The sequence below is a fragment of the Acidimicrobiales bacterium genome, from assembly GCA_041394265.1.
Classification (GTDB): Bacteria; Actinomycetota; Acidimicrobiia; order Acidimicrobiales; family SZUA-35; genus JBBQUN01.
In genome coordinates this window covers 365245-383376 of sequence record JAWKIO010000006.1, presented here as the reverse complement: position 1 = coordinate 383376, position 18132 = coordinate 365245, and the positions used below count along the sequence as shown (strand labels likewise).

The following is an 18132-nucleotide window of genomic DNA, read 5'->3' as shown; positions in this document are numbered from 1 at the left end:
AGCGGGATCGCTCAGGTGCCGAGATCGGTCACGATCGCGTTGACGCCGATGGTTGCCGCCTCATCGAGCGCGTCGAGTGCCCGTTCTGCCAGCCGCTGCGGATCCTCGTGCCGCCCGGCGCTGACGCCACCGATCAGCTCGAGCGGAGCACGCTGGCCCCACGCAGTCATCAGGTGGGCCCGGATCCGATCGGCCGCCATCGCCGACTCCGGCTTGGTGGCGCCGGGAAGCAGAATCGACACCTCGGACGGGCCCGAGACATAGGTGACGTCGTTCTGGCGGATCGCCTCGTCGATGATGGTCGCCGCAGCCAGTGCGACGGCCTCACCGGACATCGACTCATCGAGCGGACACCGCAGGCGGAGCACGATGAAGCCGACCTGGCCGTTGCGGGTGTGGTCGATGAAATCTCGATCCATCCGTCGCCGGTCGCCCCGCGATGTGGTCCGGCGATCGGGCGCGGGAGCCGAGGCCGCAAGCGCGGTCCCGGCGAGCGCCAGCGCTGTGCCGGTCACCATGGCGATCAGCCCGATCGTTTCGTGGTCTTCGGGAGACGGATCAGCAGCGTCCGTCGGGAAGACCAGCTCGAAGCGCCCCAGGGTGCGTCCGTGGCCGCGAACGTCATGCGTCACTGCACCCGTCGCCGGTGCCGTCGTGGGGACCGTGGGATCGATGAACTGGGCGTGGAGCGCATCGGTGAAGTCGCAGAGTGCGGTCGTCGCCAGGGTGATGATCTCGCCGGTTGAGCGCGACGCGGCGATGAGACGGCTGGCATCAACCAGGGTGTCCGCTCGCTCGGTGGAAACGCTCACGCCCTTTCTATCGGCAGCGACGATCGTGAGCGGAAGGGTCGCACCGTGGGCAAATCCACCCCCGGCTCCGACCTCCGGACGCGACGATGAACCGGCACCAGGCCGGTTCATCATGCGAGTCGACGTCGAGTCAGATCACGGAACGGTGATGGCGAGCACTTCGCTGGCGGGCACGTGCGTCACCACGCCCCGTGCGGCGATGTCGACACCGCGGTTGCCGGCGGCGACGATGGTCCCGACAAGGTTCGTGGTGGAGGTCTGGACCGTCGACTGGCGGCCGAGCAGACGAACAGGATCGATCGGGGACTGCATGATGTATCTCTTTCCTCTCGTCGCGCACCGTTGAGCGACTGAGGATCCCTACGGTACGAAATCCTGCGGACTTGACAAGTCGGAGGGAAGAATCGCCCAATCTGGTCCATTCGGCCCAGTCCCCCTGCTCAAGGGCTTGCCGGGCGCGGCGGTGGCCCCGCCTGGGGCGCACGTCGACCACTTCAGTGACGGGCGGCCGACTACCGTTGGCCAATGTTCAGAGTGTTGCGGCGGGCCATACCCACCCTCGTTTCCCGAGTGCGCCGGGTCGTTGCCGACGACGGATCGGGTGGCCGTATCGATCGAGCCCACGGCGACAACCTCGGCAGAGCGCCCCACGGCTCGGGCCAGATGTAGCATCGGTCCGCCGTGGCGCGGCGGTGGCCCCGCCTGGGGCGGGGTGCCGGGTGGTTCAGTTGGGTCAGGTACTCGGGTGCCAGAGTCCGAGGTTTTCGAGCCGGGTTTTGTGTCGATGGCATGGGGCGCAGACGGTGGTGAGGTTGGTGGGGACGGTGGGGCCGCCGTCGGTGTGTCGGATGGTGTGGTCGGCTTGGCAGTGCACGGCTGAGGTGTCGCAGCCTGGACTCTGGCAGTGCCGGTCTCGGATGAGGGCCCCGATGCGTTGGTCCCGGCCGAAGAGTCGTTGTTTCTCGGATCGTGTGAAGTCGCGGGTGGCGGTGTTCATGACGAAGAGTTGGACGCGTCCGGCGATGGCGAAATCGAGCGCATCGGCCGGTGCGATCGAGCGTCCGTGGGTGGTGTGGCAGCGGCGGGTCGTGACCCGTTCCATCACTTCTTCGGACGTGAGGGGCCGACGCACAGGCTCTTCGCCTCTGGCTGCGGCGTCGCGTTGTTCGGCTTCGTCGGCCAAGGTCTGGTGGTCGGCGACGATGTCGGCGCACACGTTGGTAGTGGATGGGTCGGCACCGATGCCGTTGCGGATGAGTCGGAAGAGGGCGTCGTGTCGCCGTTGGGTGTCGGTGCGGAGGAGGTCGTCCATGGTGGCGTCGTCGCCGACGCGTGCTCGTGCTTCGGCCCAGTCGGCTTCGAACAGTTCGTCGACCAGGACCTTGAGTGCGGGTTCGACGGTGGCGTACACCGCAGTCGTGGTGAGGACCTCCAACAGGACTTGTTGTTGGAAGGGGTCGGTGGTGACCATGGACCGATCCGCGTAGGCCTTGGCGGCGTGGTCGTTGGGGTCGATCGGGTCGACCAGTTCTTCCCATGTGGCGAACAGTTCCCGGCACTCGTACCACGGGTAGCTGGCGAATCTGAGTAGCCCGTCGATGTCGCGGGCGAGGAACGGCCGTAGGCATGGCTTGTTCCAGATTCGCCAGAACAGGTCGAGGTGGTGTTCCCCGATGCGTCCGTCGCGGAACGCGTGCCCGAGTTCGGGGTGCGTGGTGAACATGAGCGAGCCTCGGTTGAGCGTTGCGCCGGCAGCGCCTTTGGCCATGCGGAGTGAGTCGGCGAGCCAGAGTGCTTCGTTGCGGTGCTGGTGGATCGACGGGCTCTTGCGGCGTTTGGCTTCGGCGCAGAGCTCGTAGTAGTCGGCCTTGGCCTGCCGGGCCGCTATTTCGGCGGCCAGCATCCGTTCATGGAGTTCGGCGCGTGAGAGCCCGGTGAGGTCGCCGGATCCGTCCGCCGTGTTGTTGGTCCCGCCGAGGATCATGGGCCAAGGATAACGAACATGTGTACCGTAAACAACACCGAAGCAATTATTCGTCAAGAATTATATGTGTATTGACTTGACTCAAAGGTGAATGAGTGCCGGTTCGTGCACCAGCGATCCGAGGGAGCAGTCGGCCACTCGATCACCGCCCTTGGGGCACCGAGCGGCCGCTTTCCGGGCAAAGCGGACGATCGGTCAGTCCGTCAGCACGATCGTCAATCCCGGGCGTGGAAGGGCAGGAGTCGGGTCGATGGGCCGCACGCACTGTCGTCTTGTATGGCCATGGCGTTGGGCACGAGCCGGTGGGCTGTGCCTGCCGACGACTCAAGGCCCCGTTCTCGTTGACCGACTCGTTACCGCCATTCGAGAGGGGTCGATGCCGGGGTCTGCGTCAGCTCGTCGGAGCCGGCATGCGCCACTTTCAAGGGGCCACCGGCGAGGTCCCGGAAGCGTCGGTGTCCTCGTCGCAGTGGCTGCCAGTCATTGCGCTAACACGTCCCGCGTTCGTCAGGGTGCGCGCCGAAGCGGGGCCGGAGGCTCTCGGCGTCGCATGGTGCGACCAGGCGTCAGCCGGTCTGACGGTAGCGAGGTCAGTCGGCGAGACGGCCGATGATTCGGTCGACCTCGACCACGATGACCACCCGGTCGTCTCGCTCCTTGGGCTGGCGGTAGCGGTTGGCGTAGCGCTCGACCGCCTCTGCGACCTCGTCGGGCTCGTTGCTCACGGTGGCAGTGCCATAGAACGTCAGCCATTGACCTCCGTCGACGTGGCAGATCGCCACGTGACCGCCGGAGCCGGCGTGTTTCGCCTTGTAGGAGTCGGCCCAGGTGATGACTCGGCCGAGACGGCGCGATGGATCGTAGGTGAAGCCGACGGGTGTGACTTGAGGCGACCCATCGGGTCGGAGCACGGTGAGCGTGGCCAGATGGCGCGCCGCCATGAAGCGATCGAAGGCGGGTCCGGGGTCGTCGGGGTCGAACGAGGTAGCCACGACCGCGACGATAGCGAGCCCCGCTTTCCGGCAGCCGATCGACGAGGCCGATGATCGTCCCCGAAAGGTCTTCGGGCGTCGCTCGGATTGCGGAGGGTCTGCGATGTCTGGGTGCCGTGGACGGCGCTCAGGGAGAGGAGTCGGCGGTCCCGGGCTCGGGCCGCCTCGATCTGCGACGTCTGGGTGGCGTTCGCGGTACCCACGGAGAGGAGATGCGAGCTGTGGGCCGCGCCGATGGGATCGGTGACGCCCGGATGCCGTTCGCGGTACCCACGCAGAGGAGATGCTGGCGGGCACGAACCGTTCGGGCGGCGCGCTACGGGCGGGCGTCGGCCGGGCGGGGCGGGTCGGTCGGCAGCAGGCTCGACACGCCGGCGGCAAGCATCGCCATCACCAGGGCAACCACGAAGACGAGCGTGAACGAGCCGGACAGGTCGGCGATCAGGCCGCCGATCTGGGGCGAGATGGCTTGGGCGCCGCCGAACGCCAAGGTGGCGGCGGCATACGCCTGGCCGTAGCGCTCGGGTGATGTGGTGTCGACGATGTAGGCAGCAATGGTCGACGGCACACCGGCAAACATCAGCCCGACCACCAGCGAACCAACGGCGACGATCAGCTCCTGCCCGGTGAGAATCGCACCGATCGCGCCGGCGAACGTCGCAAACCCCCACATCATCGTCTGGCGTCGTCCGATCCGGTCGGACAACGGACCGAGCAGGAGACCGCCGAACGTCGCCCCGAGTCCGATCAGCGAGAACATCGCCGACGCCCGCGCCTCGCTGAAGCCGACGTCGTCCTCGAGTCGTGCGACCAGGTAGCCGATGACCAGCAGGTAGAAGAAGCCGTAGCAGGCATACGCGCCGGTCAACGCCTTCCAGCCGGGAATCGTGGCGAGCGCACCGAAGCCGCCGAAGCCGCCCGATGTCCCCGTGGTCGACTCGCCGGTGCGGAACACCACCGACCCGAGGGCCAGCACCACCAGGCCGAAGATGGCCTCGACCCGGTACACCATCCGCCAGCTGTCGGTGCCGTAGCGGTTGCCCATCAGGGTGGCGAGCCAGCCGGCCGCCACGATGCCCATGCCGATCCCGGAGCCGACGAGGCCAACCCCGAGCCCTCGCCGCTTCTCCGACAGCGCCATGGCCCCAACCCGGGGCGAGGGGATCCAGATCATGGCACCACCGAACCCCATGGAGAAGAGGGTGAGCCCGAGCAGCCACGCATTCGTGGCGAACGACGCCACGAAGAGGCCACCGGTGGAGAGCACCATGCCGATTCGGATCAGATCGACCTGATTCAGCCGAGAGGACACTGCGGACACGGCGAACGTGCCGATCAAGTAGGCCGCCACGTTGACGGTGCCGAGGGCCCCGGCGATGCTGTTCGATCCGTCGAGGAGATCGGCGCGAATGTCGGGCAGCACCACGCCGTAGGTGAACCGGCCGAAGGATTGGGCGGTCGCTGCGCTGGCCATGACCAGCGAGACCACGACCCACGCTGCCTGGAGGCCACGTCGTTCCGACATCGGCGTCAGTTCGATCGGTCGGTGGTCGTGCTCGCCGCCAGCCGACGCACCGCATCGGAGGCCGCCACGATGTATTCGGCGTCGTATCGATCGTGATTGGTCTCGATAGCGGCCAGGTCGTAGCGGTAGTTGACCATCATGCCGAGGCTCCGCTCCCAGCCCGTGGTCGTGGGGTTGCCGAGCCAGTTGAGTCGTTCGACGATCGCTCCGTTGGAGAGATGGAAGTTGGCGACGGGATCCGAGACTGCCCCGTTGGGGCGCTTGGCTTCGAGCAGGTAGCGGGCGGTCATCTCGAGCAGCGTGTCACGCCACGGCTCGATGGACCGCATTCGATCATCGAGCGAGACGGCGTCGAGCTCGGCGATGAGTTCGGGCTCGTTGACGGCGAGCCAGCGGCGAAGGCCAGGGATCGGCGACAGCGTGGCGAAGGTCTCGATGCCGCTCAGCTCCGCCTTGAGCAGGGTGGCCACCCGTTTGATCAGAAGGTCGCCAAGTGACACGCCGGCGAGGCCGGGGTGGCAGTTCGAGATCGAGTAGAAGATGGCGGTGTTGGCCGAGGCAGCGGCGACTCGCTCGGTGGTCGGATCGAGCAGGTCGGTGATGTTCGATGCCAGGCCGCGGGTCAGCGCCACCTCGACGAAGATCAGCGGCTCGCCCGGCAGAGAGTGATGGGTGAAGGCGTAGCAGCGGCGGCCCGGTCCGAGCCGGCGCTTGAGGTCGTCCCACGACTCGATCGTGTGCACCGCCTCGTACTCGATGAGCTTCTCGAGCAGGCTGGCGGGTGTGTCCCAGTCGAGATGCTCGAGCTCGAGGGTGGTGAGGTCGAAGAAGTCGTTGAGGAGTGTCCGAAGCTCCTCGTCGAGCTGGCGGAGTTCTGGGCGTTCGTTGCGGATGTCGATCAGCGACTCGCGTAGTTCGATGGTGAACGCCAGGCCGCCGTTGAGACCGAGAATGCGTCGCAGCAGCGTCGAACGACGAGGACGAAGTGCTTGGCGGAGTCGCTGCTCGGCGTGATGGCGCTGGCCGTCGGTGGCCGCTGCGACCTCGGCCATCGCCGTATCCACCTCGTGGCGGTCGTGGCCGTACTCGTCGGCGAGGAGCGCCAGGAACCGGTGCTGGCCTGCGGTGTCGAGGTCGAGGAACGCCGCCACCACGTCGCCGGCACGTCGTCGTGCCGCAGCCTCACCGCCGCGGCCGGCAATGCTGTGGTCGATCCAGGAACGCAGCTGCTCCCGGTCGGATTCGCTCGACAGGTCTCGAGTCGTGAGGGCGAGTGCTGTGCCCGATGTGGGTCGTCGCCGTCGGAAGACGTCGATCAGGCGATCGAGCTGGCGGCCGGCCACCGAGAACGGATCAGCCGGCGGCAGGCGTGCCGCTGTAGGGCATGGGGTCGCCCGGCGCCGGAATCATCGGACGGCTCCACGACAGCTCGACCGAGAGCAACTCGGCGATGCCGCGCCAGACATCGGGATCCCAACCATTGGCCACTCGCACGGTCAGATCGTTGCGCACGTGCACGAGCGCCGGGAGCCGCTCGACACCGAGGGCCGTGATGGCGGTGCGGTCGGGGTCGGCGAAGGTGATGAACTCCTCGGCAAGCGGACCCATGAAGCGGCGGCAGTCGTCGTCGTCGGCGGCGACCAGCCAGCCGACCCGGATGTCGGCTGGGGTGTAGTGACGGAGGAACGCCGCGGCGGTCTCGAGGATCCACGCGCTCTCGTGCGTGTACGGGTCGAGCGCAACCACCAGCAGGGGGTACGAGGTGAGCCAATCCCGGATGGGATAGCCCTTGCCTTGGATCGAATCGAGTTCGATGTCGCTCAGTGGGGTTGTCACGGAACCATCAGCCACGGCGAGCGAGGCTAGCGCACCTTGGAGCCGACTCCGAACTTTGCTGCAACGTTCGGTCAGGAGGTGACTCGTGGCGGGGACTAGCATCGCCCCGTGCACCCGATCGAACAGCTGCGCTACGTCGCCCGGGCCAGTGGCGCCGATGCCTCGCTCCTGGTGCAGGAATCTGCCTCTGCCCTGGGATTCTTCGCCAACGACTCGGCTGGTCTGCTCACCGCGGCCCGCCGTTTGCTCAGCCGCCAACCCGGCATCGGACCCCTTTGGGATCTGGCGGCGAGAATGGCGACCGCCACCGATCCTCGTGCTGCTGCCCGCGACGCCATCCTCGGACACCGCGACGACCCCACGCCGCGTGAGGTGGCCGGGGCGATCGGCGACGGTGCTCGGGTCGTGATCGTCGGGTGGCCCGACCAGACCGTGTCGGGCTTGCTGCGCCGGGGCGACGTCGAGGTCCTGGCGGTCGATGTCGATGGTCAGGCTCGGTCGGTCGTCCATCGCTTCGATCGGGCCGACGTCCTCGCCGAGTCGATCGATCCCGAGCGCATCGCCGGAGCCATAGGAGCGAGTGATCTCGTCATCATCGAAGCGGTCGCCGTCGGCGAGGCTGCGGCGATCGTCGAGACCGGATCGTTCACCGCGGCCGCCGTCGCTCGAGCCACTGCGACCCCCATCTGGCTCGTGAGCGGTCGCGGGCGGCATCTGCCCGAGGCGTACTTCCAGTGCATTGTCGAGCGCACCACCGATCCCGACCTGCCGGAGTGGTTGGCGCCGACCGAGGTGATCGGGCTCGGAATGGTCGATCGAGTGGTCACCGAACACGGGGTGCAGCTGGTGGCCGAGCTGCCGTCGAGCACGACCCCGCTCGCCACCGAGTTGCTGCGTCCGGTGAAGTGATCTTGGCTCGCTGAGTCCGATCGAGTAGAGCCGACGGCGAGGCTCTGCCATGATCGGCGCATGTCAGCTTCGAGCCCGTTCTACACCGATGACCACGCCGCCTATCGAGAGGTCGTGCGGCAGTTCACCGCCAACGAGGTGACCCCGAACGTGCACGAGTGGGACCTGGCCGGTGAGGTGCCGCGGGAGCTCTATCGCCAGGCCGGAGCGATCGGGATCTTCGGCGACGGGTTCGATGCCGAGTACGGCGGCCACGGCCAGCGAGATGCCCTCATGCGCCTCGTGCTGATGGAGGAGCTGTGCATGGCGGGTTCGGGCGGCGTCGTCGCCGCCCTGTTCTCGAACTACATCGGCCTCCCGCCCATCCAGAAGTTCGGCAGCGATGAGGTGAAGGCCGAGGTGATCACGCCGTGCCAGTCAGGCGACAAGATCGCAGCGCTGGCGATCACCGAGCCGTCGGGCGGTTCCGACGTGGCCCGGATCAAGACCACCGCACGACGAGACGGCGACGACTACGTCATCAACGGGTCGAAGACCTTCATCACGTCGGGCATGCGAGCCGACTACTTCACGACCGCCGTGCGGACCGGCGTCGACGGGCCCGGAGGCATCTCGCTCGTCGTGATCCCGGGCGACACGCCGGGCCTGGAGCGCACCAAACTCGACAAGATGGGGTGGCTGGCCTCCGATACGGCCACCCTCTACTTCGATGACGTGCGCGTCCCACAGCGCTACCTGCTGGGCGAGGAGAACGCCGGCTTCTCGATGATCGTGAACAACTTCAACGCTGAGCGCATCGATCTGGCCACCCAGTCCGTGGCGTTCTCCAGGTGCTGTTACAACGAGGCGTTGGCCTGGGCTCGTGAGCGGGAGACGTTCGGCAAGTCGCTGTCCCAGCACCAGGTCATCCGGCACAAGTTGGTCGAGATGGACCGCACCATCAATGCCAACCATGCGTGGATCGAACTGCTGTCGTGGCGGCTCAACCAGGGCGACGATCCGGTGGCCGAGATCGCCGAAGCGAAGGTCGCGGCCACGCTCGGCTTCGAGTTCTGCGCTCGGGAGGCGGCCCAGATCCTCGGCGGCGCCAGCTACCTGCGTGGCGACACCGTCGAGCGCCTCTACCGAGAAGTCCGGGTCCAGGCCATCGGCGGCGGCTCCGAGGAGATCATGCGCGATCTCGCCTCCCGCCAACTCGGCATCTGACCTCGTAGCGCCCCAAATCCAAGGGCCTGCCAGCGAACCCCGAAGGGCTCAGGGGTTCCCAGCAGCCCGCTGCTGGAAGGCCCTGAGCTTGTTCGGGAATGTTCCCTGGCCCCGCCGTTGTGCAGACGGTCAGGCGTAGAGGGCGAAGAACTCGGCGAACGCGACGTTCTGGCCGCCGTTGACCGACGACGGGACGATGATCGGCGTGGTGACGCCGGCGTCGAACCAGGCCTCGATCTCGTCGCGGATCCGGCCGGCCGGGCCGGACAACGTGCAGTCGTCGAGCCAGCGATCGGTCATCGCTGCCGTCAGCGCGTCGCTGTCGTTGTTTGCCATGGCCACTTCGGCGGCCGTCATCTCTTCCTCGTAGCCCGCCGCCTTCCAGTAGTTCCGGTAGTTCGGGAGGGCGACGTAGCTCCGCAGGGTCTTGCGGTTGCGGGCCCGGCAGGCGTCGATGTCGTCGTCGATGACGGTGGGAATCATGTTGCCGACGAAGAACGGCGCGGTGTCGCCATCGGCAGGGGAGCGGCGCTCGGTGGGAATCAGCGACAGCGAGTGGGCCATGGCCGACCGTGACGCGTTGGCCCACACGGCACCGTCGCCGATCTCGACAGAAAGCTGGACCATCTTGTCACGAAGCGTGGCGAGCGTGATCGGAGGGAGCCCGCCCATGCCATCGCTGACCTTGCGCATGGTGCCGACATAGTTGCGCATATCGGCCAGCGGCCGTCCCGTGGTGACGTCGAGCCGCTCGATGACCGGACCATGAGTCACACCGATACCGAGATGGAACCGGCCCTCGGACACCTCGTGCAGGTACGCCGCGCTCGTGGCGAGGGCGACGGGATGCTGGAGATAGATCGGCTGGATCGACGTGCCGAAATGCAGCCGTTCGGTGACATGGGCGATGCTCAGGCACAGGCCCATCGCGTCACCGAAGCTCGGGCAGTAGATGCCGGAGAACCCGCGCTGTTCGATGTCCTTCACGAGTTCGATGGTGGACAGACGGCGGCCGGGGACAGCGGCCAGCGACACGGCAGGCATTCGGTTGGTCATGGCGCCTAGTCTCCATGCCATGGGAGCAATGGTCGAATTCGCAAGCAATGGCAGCACCGCAACCGGGTACCTCGCACGGCCCGAAGGTGGCAGCGGCCCCGGACTCGTCGTCATCCAGGAATGGTGGGGACTCAACGATCACATCAAGGAGGTGACCGACCGCTTCGCTGCCGAGGGTTTCGTCGCTCTCGCCCCCGATCTCTACCACGGGACGGTGGTGTCCGAGCCCGACGAGGCCGGCAAGGAGATGATGGCGCTCGAACTCGGTCGGGCCGCCAACGATCTGTCGGGCGCCGTCGAGTTCGTGAAGTCCGAGTCGGGTCATGACTCGATCGGTGTGACCGGCTTCTGTATGGGTGGCGGTCTCACGCTCACGCTCGCCTGCCAGCGGCCCGACGCCGTGGCGGTTGCCGTGCCGTGGTACGGCGTGATCCCGTGGGAGAACGCCCAGCCCGAGTGGTCGGCGCTGCAGGCGAAGGTGGTTGCCCACATCGCCGAGAACGACGGCTTCTTCGGCCCCGAGGCGGCGGCCGAACTGGCCACGACCCTCGAGGGCCTCGGCAAGGACGCCACATTCCACATCTACGCCGGTGGCGAGCACGCTTTCTTCAACGACACTCGCCCCGAGGTCTACTCGGCCGAGCACTCGGCGCTGGCCTGGCAGCGCACGCTCGACGCCCTCCACAGCGTCCTGGGCTGACCCTACGAGCCGAGCTGCGCTGCAACCTGAGACCTATCACGACACCTCCACCCGTTCTCGAGGCTCAGAGCGACAGTTCTGCCGCCATGGGTCTCGAGTTCGGGGTGGGGTGTCGCTCTGACACTCAGGTTGCGACGTCGGCGACGAGTGAGCGGGCGATGACCTTCAGGCAGAGGGTCTCATCGGCGCCTTCGAAGATCGACAGCACGCGGGCGTCGACGAAGTAGCGGCTCACGTCGTACTCCTCGGCGTAGCCCATGCCACCGTGGATCTGCAGCGCTTCGCGGGTGACCCACTCGGCGGCTTTGCACACGTAGGCCTTGATCAGGGTGGCCTCCATCTTGCCCTCGCCCTTGGCCATGAGTTCGCCGACGCCGTAGGCGAACTGGCGTGACGCCTGGATGATGGCCGCCATTCGGGTGAGCTTGGCCTGGGTGAGTTGGTAGTCGATGATCGGGCTGCCGAACACCTTGCGGTTCTCGGCGTAGTCGAGCGCCGCCTCGTAGGCCGCCTGCATGACACCGACGGCCCGGGCCGCGGTCTGGAGTCGGCCGTTCTCGAACCCGGCCATCTGGTAGTAGAAGCCCCGGCCCTCACCGTTCTCCATGCCGATCAGGTTTTCCGCCGGCACGAACCAGTTGTCGAAGGCGATCTCGTAGGAGTGCATGCCCCGGTAGCCGATGGTGTCGATGGGGCTGCCCTCCATCTTGCCTCCGCCCTCTTGGGTCTGGGTGAAGCCGTGGCCGTCGGCTCGTTCCTTGGGGACGATGAGGATCGACAGGCCGCGGTGGCCGAGGCTGCGGTCGGGGTTGGTGCGGGCGAGCACCATCAGCACGTCGGCCCGGGCCCCGAAGGTGCACCAGGTCTTGACCCCGTTGATGTGCCAGCCGTCTTCGCCGCCCGGCCCGGTGCCCCGAGTCGCGGTGACCTTCACACCGGCGACATCCGACCCGTAGTCGGGCTCGGTCACGGCGACGGCGTTCATGATCTCGCCGCTGGCGAGGCGGGGAAGCCAGGTGTTCTTCTGCTCGTCGGTACCACCGGCCTCGAGGGCACGGGCGAGGATCTCGGGGCGGGTGATCAGTGAGCCCCCGGCACCGAGTGACGCCCGGCTGAGTTCCTCGGTGGCGATGACCATGCCGTAGTAGTCCGACTCGCCGCCGCTGGCGAAGCCGCCGTACTCCTCGGGGATCGAGAGTCCGAACACTCCCATCTCGGCCAGCCCGGAGATGATCTCCTCGGGGATGTCCTCGTTGTGGCGATGGATGTGCTCGGCCTTGGGAGCGATCACCTCGGCGCCGAACCGGCGGAAGGTGTCCTGCACCAGTTCGAAGTCCTGATCGAGGTGGCGGGGCCCCCGTTCGCCGGCGAGCGCGGCCAGAGTGGCAGCGTCTCGCCAGGTCGACACGAACGGCCGGGTGGCGTCGAGGGCGGTCGGCTCCACGCCCCAGGCCTTCTCCCGGCCCCACAACTTGCCGCCGAGGTCGGCGATGGCGTCGGCCGCGAACACGCAGGTGAGCTTGGCTTCGATCTCGCCCTTGGCGCCGTAGTCGAGCATCGCCTTGGCGGTCTGGATCGCTGCCGTTGCATGCGCGATGTCGTAGGCCAGTACCTGGTCGGCGTCGATCGAGGAGGTCTCGGCAAGTGTGCGAACGGCGGTCGTGATCACGTCGCTGGCCACGGTGATGGCGTTGGCGGCGTCCTGGAGATCTGGAGTCGTCATGGCGGAGGATGGTAGAGCGATCCGGCGCCGAGCGGCGAATGGTCGGGTGGAACCACCTCGTGTGGCGGTCGAGAGCCGGTCGACCCTGGTCAGAGGACGCGGTGCGCCCGACGATGAGGACATGAGGACTCGGGCCCGCAACGTGCTCTTCATCCCACTGCTGTGTGTGTTCCTCGTCGCGGCATGTGCACCCGATGATCCGATCGTCGAGAGCGGCGGCGAGTCGTCGACCACGGAACCGCTTCCGTGGGCCGAAGAGGCCCTGATCTGGCATCGGGCGATGGACGAGATGCTCGTCGAGCAGGGTGGCGTGGCCTGGGAATACTTCTGGGATCCCGATGTGAAGTTCGACTACCAGCCGATGATCCCCGGTGCGGGCGTGTACCACGCGGCCTTCGCCTTCGCGTTCATGTACCGGCTCCTCCCGGAGGGTCAGCTGGCGTTCGATCAACGGAACGTTGCCTACGTCTCGACTTCCGGCACGCTCACGCTGGGGCGGCTCGACTGGGCGCCGTCCGGCATGGACGTGGGCCTGTTGGAACACCCGGCCGACATCGTGAACATCCTCGAACCGATCGGGTTGAACGGGGCGGAGCGCATGCTTGCTGCGTTCTCGGTCGATACCTGGCGCGAACGGTACGACCACGAGGAGATACCGAGCGGGGCCGAAGCGCTCGCCCGACAGTGGGTGGAGGACTGGACGAGCGGTGAGCTCTCGCCGTCGATGTATCGAGACGACGTGCAGCTCATCGACTCGATCGACCAGACCATTCTCAGCGGCTTCGACGAGGTCGCTGCCCGGGCCGGTGCCCAGGCGAGCACCGAGTGGACGATGGACGAACTCGGGGCGAGAGGTCTCGAGGTGTATCCGCTGCTGGCCAGGCGATTCGAGCTCGAGGGTGTCCTCATGCTGGTGAGCGGCGACGACGGCGTTGGCTGCCCCAGCCGAGTGGCCGTGCGGCTCGACCTCGTCGAAGGCAAGGTGTCGACCGAGGTTCGCTATCGAGAGGTCGAGGATGCCCGGCGTTGCCTGGCCGCCCACGACCTTCCCGATGGCTGGTGGTCGCGTCAGAACCTGAACTTCGACGAACCGTTCTTCCCGGCGGAGGACCTCGAGACGGTGACGGGGTTCATCCTCTATGACGGCGACGGCATCGAGCTCTACAACAGCACCGAACACCTCGACCACTTGGTCGAGTGGGCGATCGGCCGATTCCGAGAGGCCGGGTTGGAACCGGCGCACGAACTGGGAGCGATCACGTTCACCCAGTACATCGACTTCTGCAGCGATGTGCGCGGACGAGCGATCCACCAGGGCGACGAGTGGCGGGTGTACCTGTGTTTCCACGAGGAGGAGGCCTGCTCGTCCGACGCCTGTGAGTACTACAAGGTCGTCCCCAAGCGGGTCATTCTCCACGAGCTGGCGCATCCCTGGATCGAGGACAACATCGACGCCGAGACGCAGGCGGCGTTTCTCGAGCTCGTCGGACTCGACGTCTGGGCCGACCCCGACACCCCCTGGCATCTCCAAGCCCGGGAGCACGCCGCCGAGACGATTGCCTGGGGCCTGCTCGACGTCGCCATTCCGATGCCCTCGATCGGCTCGCCCGACGAGGACACGCTCCGACAGCAGTTCCTCCTGCTCACCGGGGTCGAACCGATCCAGCCGGGTGGGGAGTCCACGGATGGATGACGTGGCGCTCGTCCAAGCAGCGACGTTGCCCGCGTCGAGCGCCTGCCACGCACGAGGGTGGCGCCGAGGGGCGACTCGCACCTACGCTGCACGGCCGTTGCCACGCAACGCACAACCGTGATCTCAGGAGACTCCATGACCGTGCACGACCGCCCCTTCGGCCGCTACCTCGAGGATTTCGAGGTCGGCGACATCTACAAGCATTGGCCGGGCAAGACCATCACCGAAGCCGACGATCACCTCTTCTGCATGATCACGATGAACCACCATCCGTTGCACACCAATCAGTGGTTCGCCGAGAAGGAGACCGTGCACGGCAAGAACGTCGTGGTCGGCAACCTGGTGTACTCGCTCGTGCTCGGCATGAGCGTGCCCGATGTCTCCGGAGCGGCGATCGCCAACCTCGAGATCGAGACCCTCAAGCACTCGATGCCCACCTTCCACGGCGACACCATCTACGCCGAGACCCGGGTGCTCGACAAGCGGGAGTCGTCCAAGGGCGACCGCGGCATCGTCACCGTCGAGACCAAGGGCATCAACCAGCGCGGTGAAGAGGTCTGCTACTTCAAGCGCAAGGTGATGGTCTGGAAGCGCGAGGCCGGCCCCGTCCGGCAGCGCCCGTACGGCGACGAGATCTGGGCCGACTGATCGAGCGGTCGACTCCGGCCCTGCTCACCTGGTTCGGCGAGCAGGGCCGAGATCTCCCATGGCGAACCACTCGCGACCCATGGACGATCATGGTGTCGGAGCTGATGCTGCAGCAGACCCAGGTCGCTCGGGTGATCGATCGGCTGGCCCGCTTCATCGAGCGATTCCCCACACCGGCGGCCTGCGCCGACGCATCGCCAGGCGACGTGATCGATGAATGGCAGGGGCTCGGTTACAACCGCCGGGCGCTGAACCTGCACCGGGCAGCCACGGTGATTACCGAGCAACACGACGGCGTCGTCCCCGCTGACCTCGCGGCGCTGCTGCACCTTCCCGGCATCGGCCCCTACACCGCCCGGGCCATCCGGGTGTTCGCCTACGAGTGCGACGACGGGGTGCTTGACACGAACATCGGTCGCGTGCTCGCCCGAGTCAGCGGCCGAACGCTCCGGCCGGCCGAGGTCCAACGACTGGCCGACGACCTCGTGCCCACCGGCGAAGGCTGGGCGTGGAACCAGGCGCTGATGGAGGTCGGGGCGCTGTGCTGCCGCCCCCGCCCGCGCTGCGAGGCCTGCCCGCTGCGCCACGAATGCTCCTGGTTCGCCGCCGATCTCGCTGCTCCGGATCCAGCGTCGGCGTCAGCATCGGTCTCGAAACGCCAGTCGGCATTCGACGGATCCGACCGGCAGGGGAGGGGGCGGCTCGTCGACGCGCTCCGCGTCGGTCCGGTGCAACGCCGCGACCTGGCCCGCATCATGGGCTGGCCTGACCAGCCCGAACGGGCCACGGCCGTCGCCGGCACGGTGGTCGCCGACGGCCTGGCGGTCGTGGTGGGTGATCAGTTTCGACTGCCCTGAGGAGCAGCCGGCCGTGACGACCGATCAGCTGCCCAGCAGCGTGATCCGGGCGACGAGGGCGTCGACCGCATCGTCGGCCATGGCCGCCATCTCGTCGTCGGTGCGGTCCTGGATCGGATGGGGCACGAAGAACCGCTCGGGCTGGAACCCGATCGCGGCACCTTGCGTTTGCGCGGCATCGACGAAGACCGAGCTGGCAACGAAGACCCCGGGAACGCCGCGGCGCTCGAGGTCGGCGATGTCGTGCACACTGCACGACGTGCAGCTGCCTCAATCAGCAAGCGCTTCGATCACCGCATCACAGTTGGTGGCGATCTCGTGGCGGAGATCGACCGGCGCCGGCTTGGTGAAGGTCGGTTTCGAATAGCGCTTCACCGTCGCACCGGCTTCGGTCAGGCGCTGCTCGATGCGGTCGAGGAACTTGTCGCCGCGGGGCTTCGAGATGTTGAGCAGCGCGACGGTCTTGCCCTCGAGCGTGGCCAGGCGCATCGCCGGCTCGACGGCCTGGGCCACCTTGCCCGCTGTGGGATCGAGGACGGTTCGTGAACTCATGGCTGTACCCCCTGGTGCATGCGAGTCTGCCAGACTCCATGCGTGACGACCCATTCGAGGTGGCGATCGTCGGTCATGTGCTGATCTCCCGGGTGACCGGTTCCGATCCCATCGGGCCGCCGACCCAGCCGGTGAGGACCGACGAGAACAGCCCGGCGTCGCCGCCGGCGTGGGCGATCAGCAGGCCGCCCGGCCGGAACTTCGGCACCGTCGCTCCCGCCATTGTCGGCGGCAGCCCCTCGGTGATGCCGCCGACTCCACGCAGCATCGGGTCGGCGTCGAGCATGAGGAGGGCCTCGAGCTCGGAGCGGAGCCGAGCCTTGTCCCAACCGGCGTCGGCGAACACCCGGGCGTGCTCAGGCGAGATCAGGAGGAGGGCGTCCATGCCGATCGCCAGCTTGTGGTGGTGACAGCTGCGGAGCACGGCAGCGATCGAACGGGCGAGGGAGTCGGGATCACGCGACAGCTGGTCGACGATCGGCGTGGGGCCTTGGCCGGCGAACAGGGTGACGGCGTCGCGTCCGGGTGCAATACCTCGCTCGACCGCCAGCGACTCGAAGGGTGAGCCGTCTTCGAGTTCGGCGAACGCCAGACCGAGCTTGCTCGGTGAACCGTGCATTGCCATGTCGACACCGCCAGGTCGACCACCACCGAGGTTGCGTACCACGAGTTGGAGTGCTCGGCCGATGGTCATGTTGGCGCGATTGCCCTGACCGAGGACGTTGCCGGCTGCGTTCATGCCGATCCGCTGCGCAATCGGTCCGTTGACGACGATGATCGGACCCGAGAAGTAGGTGGTGGCGAGCAGGCCATGCATGTTGAACTCGTCGCTGCAGGCCGCTTCGACGGCGCCCAACACCACCGGGAGATATTCCGGCTTGCACCCGGCCATCACCGCGTTGATGGCGATCTGCTCGACGGTCACCTCGTTGAGGTCGGGTGGGATCGTGGCCACGATCTCGTCGGGAGCGCGAGTCGTTCCCTCCAGCATCCGGAGCACCCGAGCCTCGGTCGGCGGGACCACGGGGAGTCCGTCGGACCAGCCACGGTCGAAGCCGGCTTCCATCTCGTCCTCCATCGATGCCAACTCGATGCGGCGACTCCGCAGCTTCGAGCCGGTGAAGCGCACCATGAGGTCGTCGACTCGGAGTGGGTCGACCGAGAGCGAGCCGCAACCAGGGCGATGCTCGGGGAGATCGGGGGCGAGTTCCGCAACGCCGCTGAGCCGCTCCCATTCGGCCCGCGACCACCCCACGGTCCGATCGGTCTCGGCCCCGTCGACGATCGAGATCAGGGTGGGGACGGTCTCGACGTCGTGATGCCACGACAGCGTCAGATCGGTGTCGTCGATCGGATCGAGTCCGGCGGGGAAGGCCGGGTCGTCCTGGGTGATCACGGTGACGCCGGGCCCGGTATCGAGCTGGGTGAGCGCCGGGATCACGAGTTCACAGGTGGGGCAGTCGCGCTTGACGAACGCGACGAGGCCCTCAGGGAGCAATGGCGGCTGTGAGATCGACATCAGGCAAACGTAACCCAATGGTGAGACCTTCTTCACACGGTCTTCCCCGACGCAATCAGTTGGTCTACCGTCACTGCCAGCCTTCGGGATTGCCGGCTCGAAGGGATGGATCGGGGGACG

At 67.1% G+C, this 18132-nt stretch carries 18 protein-coding genes; 7 read left to right on the top strand and 11 right to left on the bottom strand.

Translation table 11 applies throughout. The features are described from left to right. Positions 1–11: 11 nt before the first annotated feature. Complete coding sequence (locus R2733_26085; GenBank protein ID MEZ5379991.1) at positions 12–812, bottom strand: GGDEF domain-containing protein; 801 nt, start codon at positions 810–812, stop codon at positions 12–14. Positions 813–947: 135 nt separating this feature from the next. Further along, entirely contained in the window at positions 948–1124 is a 177-nt protein-coding gene (locus R2733_26080) for a hypothetical protein (GenBank protein ID MEZ5379990.1), read from the bottom strand. Between the two features lie 213 nt (positions 1125–1337). On the opposite strand from R2733_26080, the gene R2733_26075 reads away from it, so the two are divergent. Continuing rightward, positions 1338–1481, top strand: a complete 144-nt coding sequence (locus R2733_26075; GenBank protein ID MEZ5379989.1) for a hypothetical protein — start codon at positions 1338–1340, stop codon at positions 1479–1481. 64 nt (positions 1482–1545) lie between these two features. Here the strand turns inward: R2733_26075 and R2733_26070 are convergent, their stop codons facing one another. From R2733_26070 to R2733_26050, 5 genes are all read right to left on the bottom strand, one after another. Further along, positions 1546–2796 (bottom strand): HNH endonuclease signature motif containing protein, encoded by a 1251-nt coding sequence (locus R2733_26070; GenBank protein MEZ5379988.1) that lies wholly within the window; start codon positions 2794–2796, stop codon positions 1546–1548. 590 nt (positions 2797–3386) lie between these two features. Then, entirely contained in the window at positions 3387–3788 is a 402-nt protein-coding gene (locus R2733_26065; GenBank protein MEZ5379987.1) for a TIGR03618 family F420-dependent PPOX class oxidoreductase, read from the bottom strand. Positions 3789–4104: 316 nt separating this feature from the next. Continuing rightward, positions 4105–5313, bottom strand: coding sequence for an MFS transporter (locus R2733_26060; GenBank protein MEZ5379986.1), 1209 nt, complete (start codon positions 5311–5313; stop codon positions 4105–4107). 5 nt (positions 5314–5318) lie between these two features. Continuing rightward, positions 5319–6656, bottom strand: a complete 1338-nt coding sequence (locus R2733_26055) for a malonyl-CoA decarboxylase family protein (protein ID MEZ5379985.1) — start codon at positions 6654–6656, stop codon at positions 5319–5321. Positions 6657–6666: 10 nt separating this feature from the next. Further along, positions 6667–7164, bottom strand: coding sequence for a hypothetical protein (locus R2733_26050; GenBank protein MEZ5379984.1), 498 nt, complete (start codon positions 7162–7164; stop codon positions 6667–6669). Positions 7165–7257: 93 nt separating this feature from the next. Here R2733_26050 and R2733_26045 point away from each other — a divergent pair, with 93 nt between their 5' ends. Together R2733_26045 and R2733_26040 are read left to right on the top strand one after the other, a co-directional pair. After that, positions 7258–8058 carry a hypothetical protein gene (locus R2733_26045; protein ID MEZ5379983.1) on the top strand — a complete coding sequence of 267 codons (801 nt, stop codon included), beginning with the start codon at positions 7258–7260 and terminating at the stop codon, positions 8056–8058. Between the two features lie 60 nt (positions 8059–8118). Continuing rightward, on the top strand, positions 8119–9264 hold the full coding sequence (locus tag R2733_26040) for an acyl-CoA dehydrogenase family protein (GenBank protein ID MEZ5379982.1): 1146 nt from the start codon (positions 8119–8121) through the stop codon (positions 9262–9264). Between the two features lie 129 nt (positions 9265–9393). Here R2733_26040 and R2733_26035 read toward each other — a convergent pair whose 3' ends face one another. Beyond that, on the bottom strand, positions 9394–10320 hold the full coding sequence (locus R2733_26035; protein MEZ5379981.1) for an LLM class flavin-dependent oxidoreductase: 927 nt from the start codon (positions 10318–10320) through the stop codon (positions 9394–9396). Between the two features lie 19 nt (positions 10321–10339). Between R2733_26035 and R2733_26030 the strand changes: the two genes are divergently transcribed. Then, complete coding sequence (locus R2733_26030) at positions 10340–11020, top strand: dienelactone hydrolase family protein (protein MEZ5379980.1); 681 nt, start codon at positions 10340–10342, stop codon at positions 11018–11020. A 124-nt stretch (positions 11021–11144) separates the two neighbouring features. On the opposite strand, the gene R2733_26025 is transcribed toward R2733_26030, so the two are convergent. Then, a complete protein-coding gene (locus tag R2733_26025; protein MEZ5379979.1) occupies positions 11145–12743 on the bottom strand; it encodes an acyl-CoA dehydrogenase family protein in 1599 nt (532 codons plus the stop codon). Between the two features lie 121 nt (positions 12744–12864). Here R2733_26025 and R2733_26020 point away from each other — a divergent pair, with 121 nt between their 5' ends. The 3 genes from R2733_26020 to R2733_26010 all read left to right on the top strand — a co-directional run bounded on the left by R2733_26020 (position 12865) and on the right by R2733_26010 (position 15941). Next, positions 12865–14436, top strand: a complete 1572-nt coding sequence (locus tag R2733_26020) for a hypothetical protein (GenBank protein ID MEZ5379978.1) — start codon at positions 12865–12867, stop codon at positions 14434–14436. A 135-nt stretch (positions 14437–14571) separates the two neighbouring features. After that, positions 14572–15084 carry a MaoC family dehydratase gene (locus R2733_26015; GenBank protein MEZ5379977.1) on the top strand — a complete coding sequence of 171 codons (513 nt, stop codon included), beginning with the start codon at positions 14572–14574 and terminating at the stop codon, positions 15082–15084. Between the two features lie 89 nt (positions 15085–15173). Further along, the gene (locus R2733_26010) at positions 15174–15941 is read left to right on the top strand and encodes an A/G-specific adenine glycosylase (GenBank protein ID MEZ5379976.1); all 768 of its coding nucleotides are present in this window, start codon (positions 15174–15176) and stop codon (positions 15939–15941) included. 24 nt (positions 15942–15965) lie between these two features. On the opposite strand, the gene R2733_26005 is transcribed toward R2733_26010, so the two are convergent. Beyond that, positions 15966–16430 (bottom strand): UGSC family (seleno)protein, encoded by a 465-nt coding sequence (locus tag R2733_26005; GenBank protein ID MEZ5379975.1) that lies wholly within the window; start codon positions 16428–16430, stop codon positions 15966–15968. A gap of 136 nt (positions 16431–16566) precedes the next feature. Further along, positions 16567–18012, bottom strand: a complete 1446-nt coding sequence (locus R2733_26000; GenBank protein ID MEZ5379974.1) for a thioredoxin — start codon at positions 18010–18012, stop codon at positions 16567–16569. Between the last annotated feature and the right edge of the window lie 120 nt (positions 18013–18132).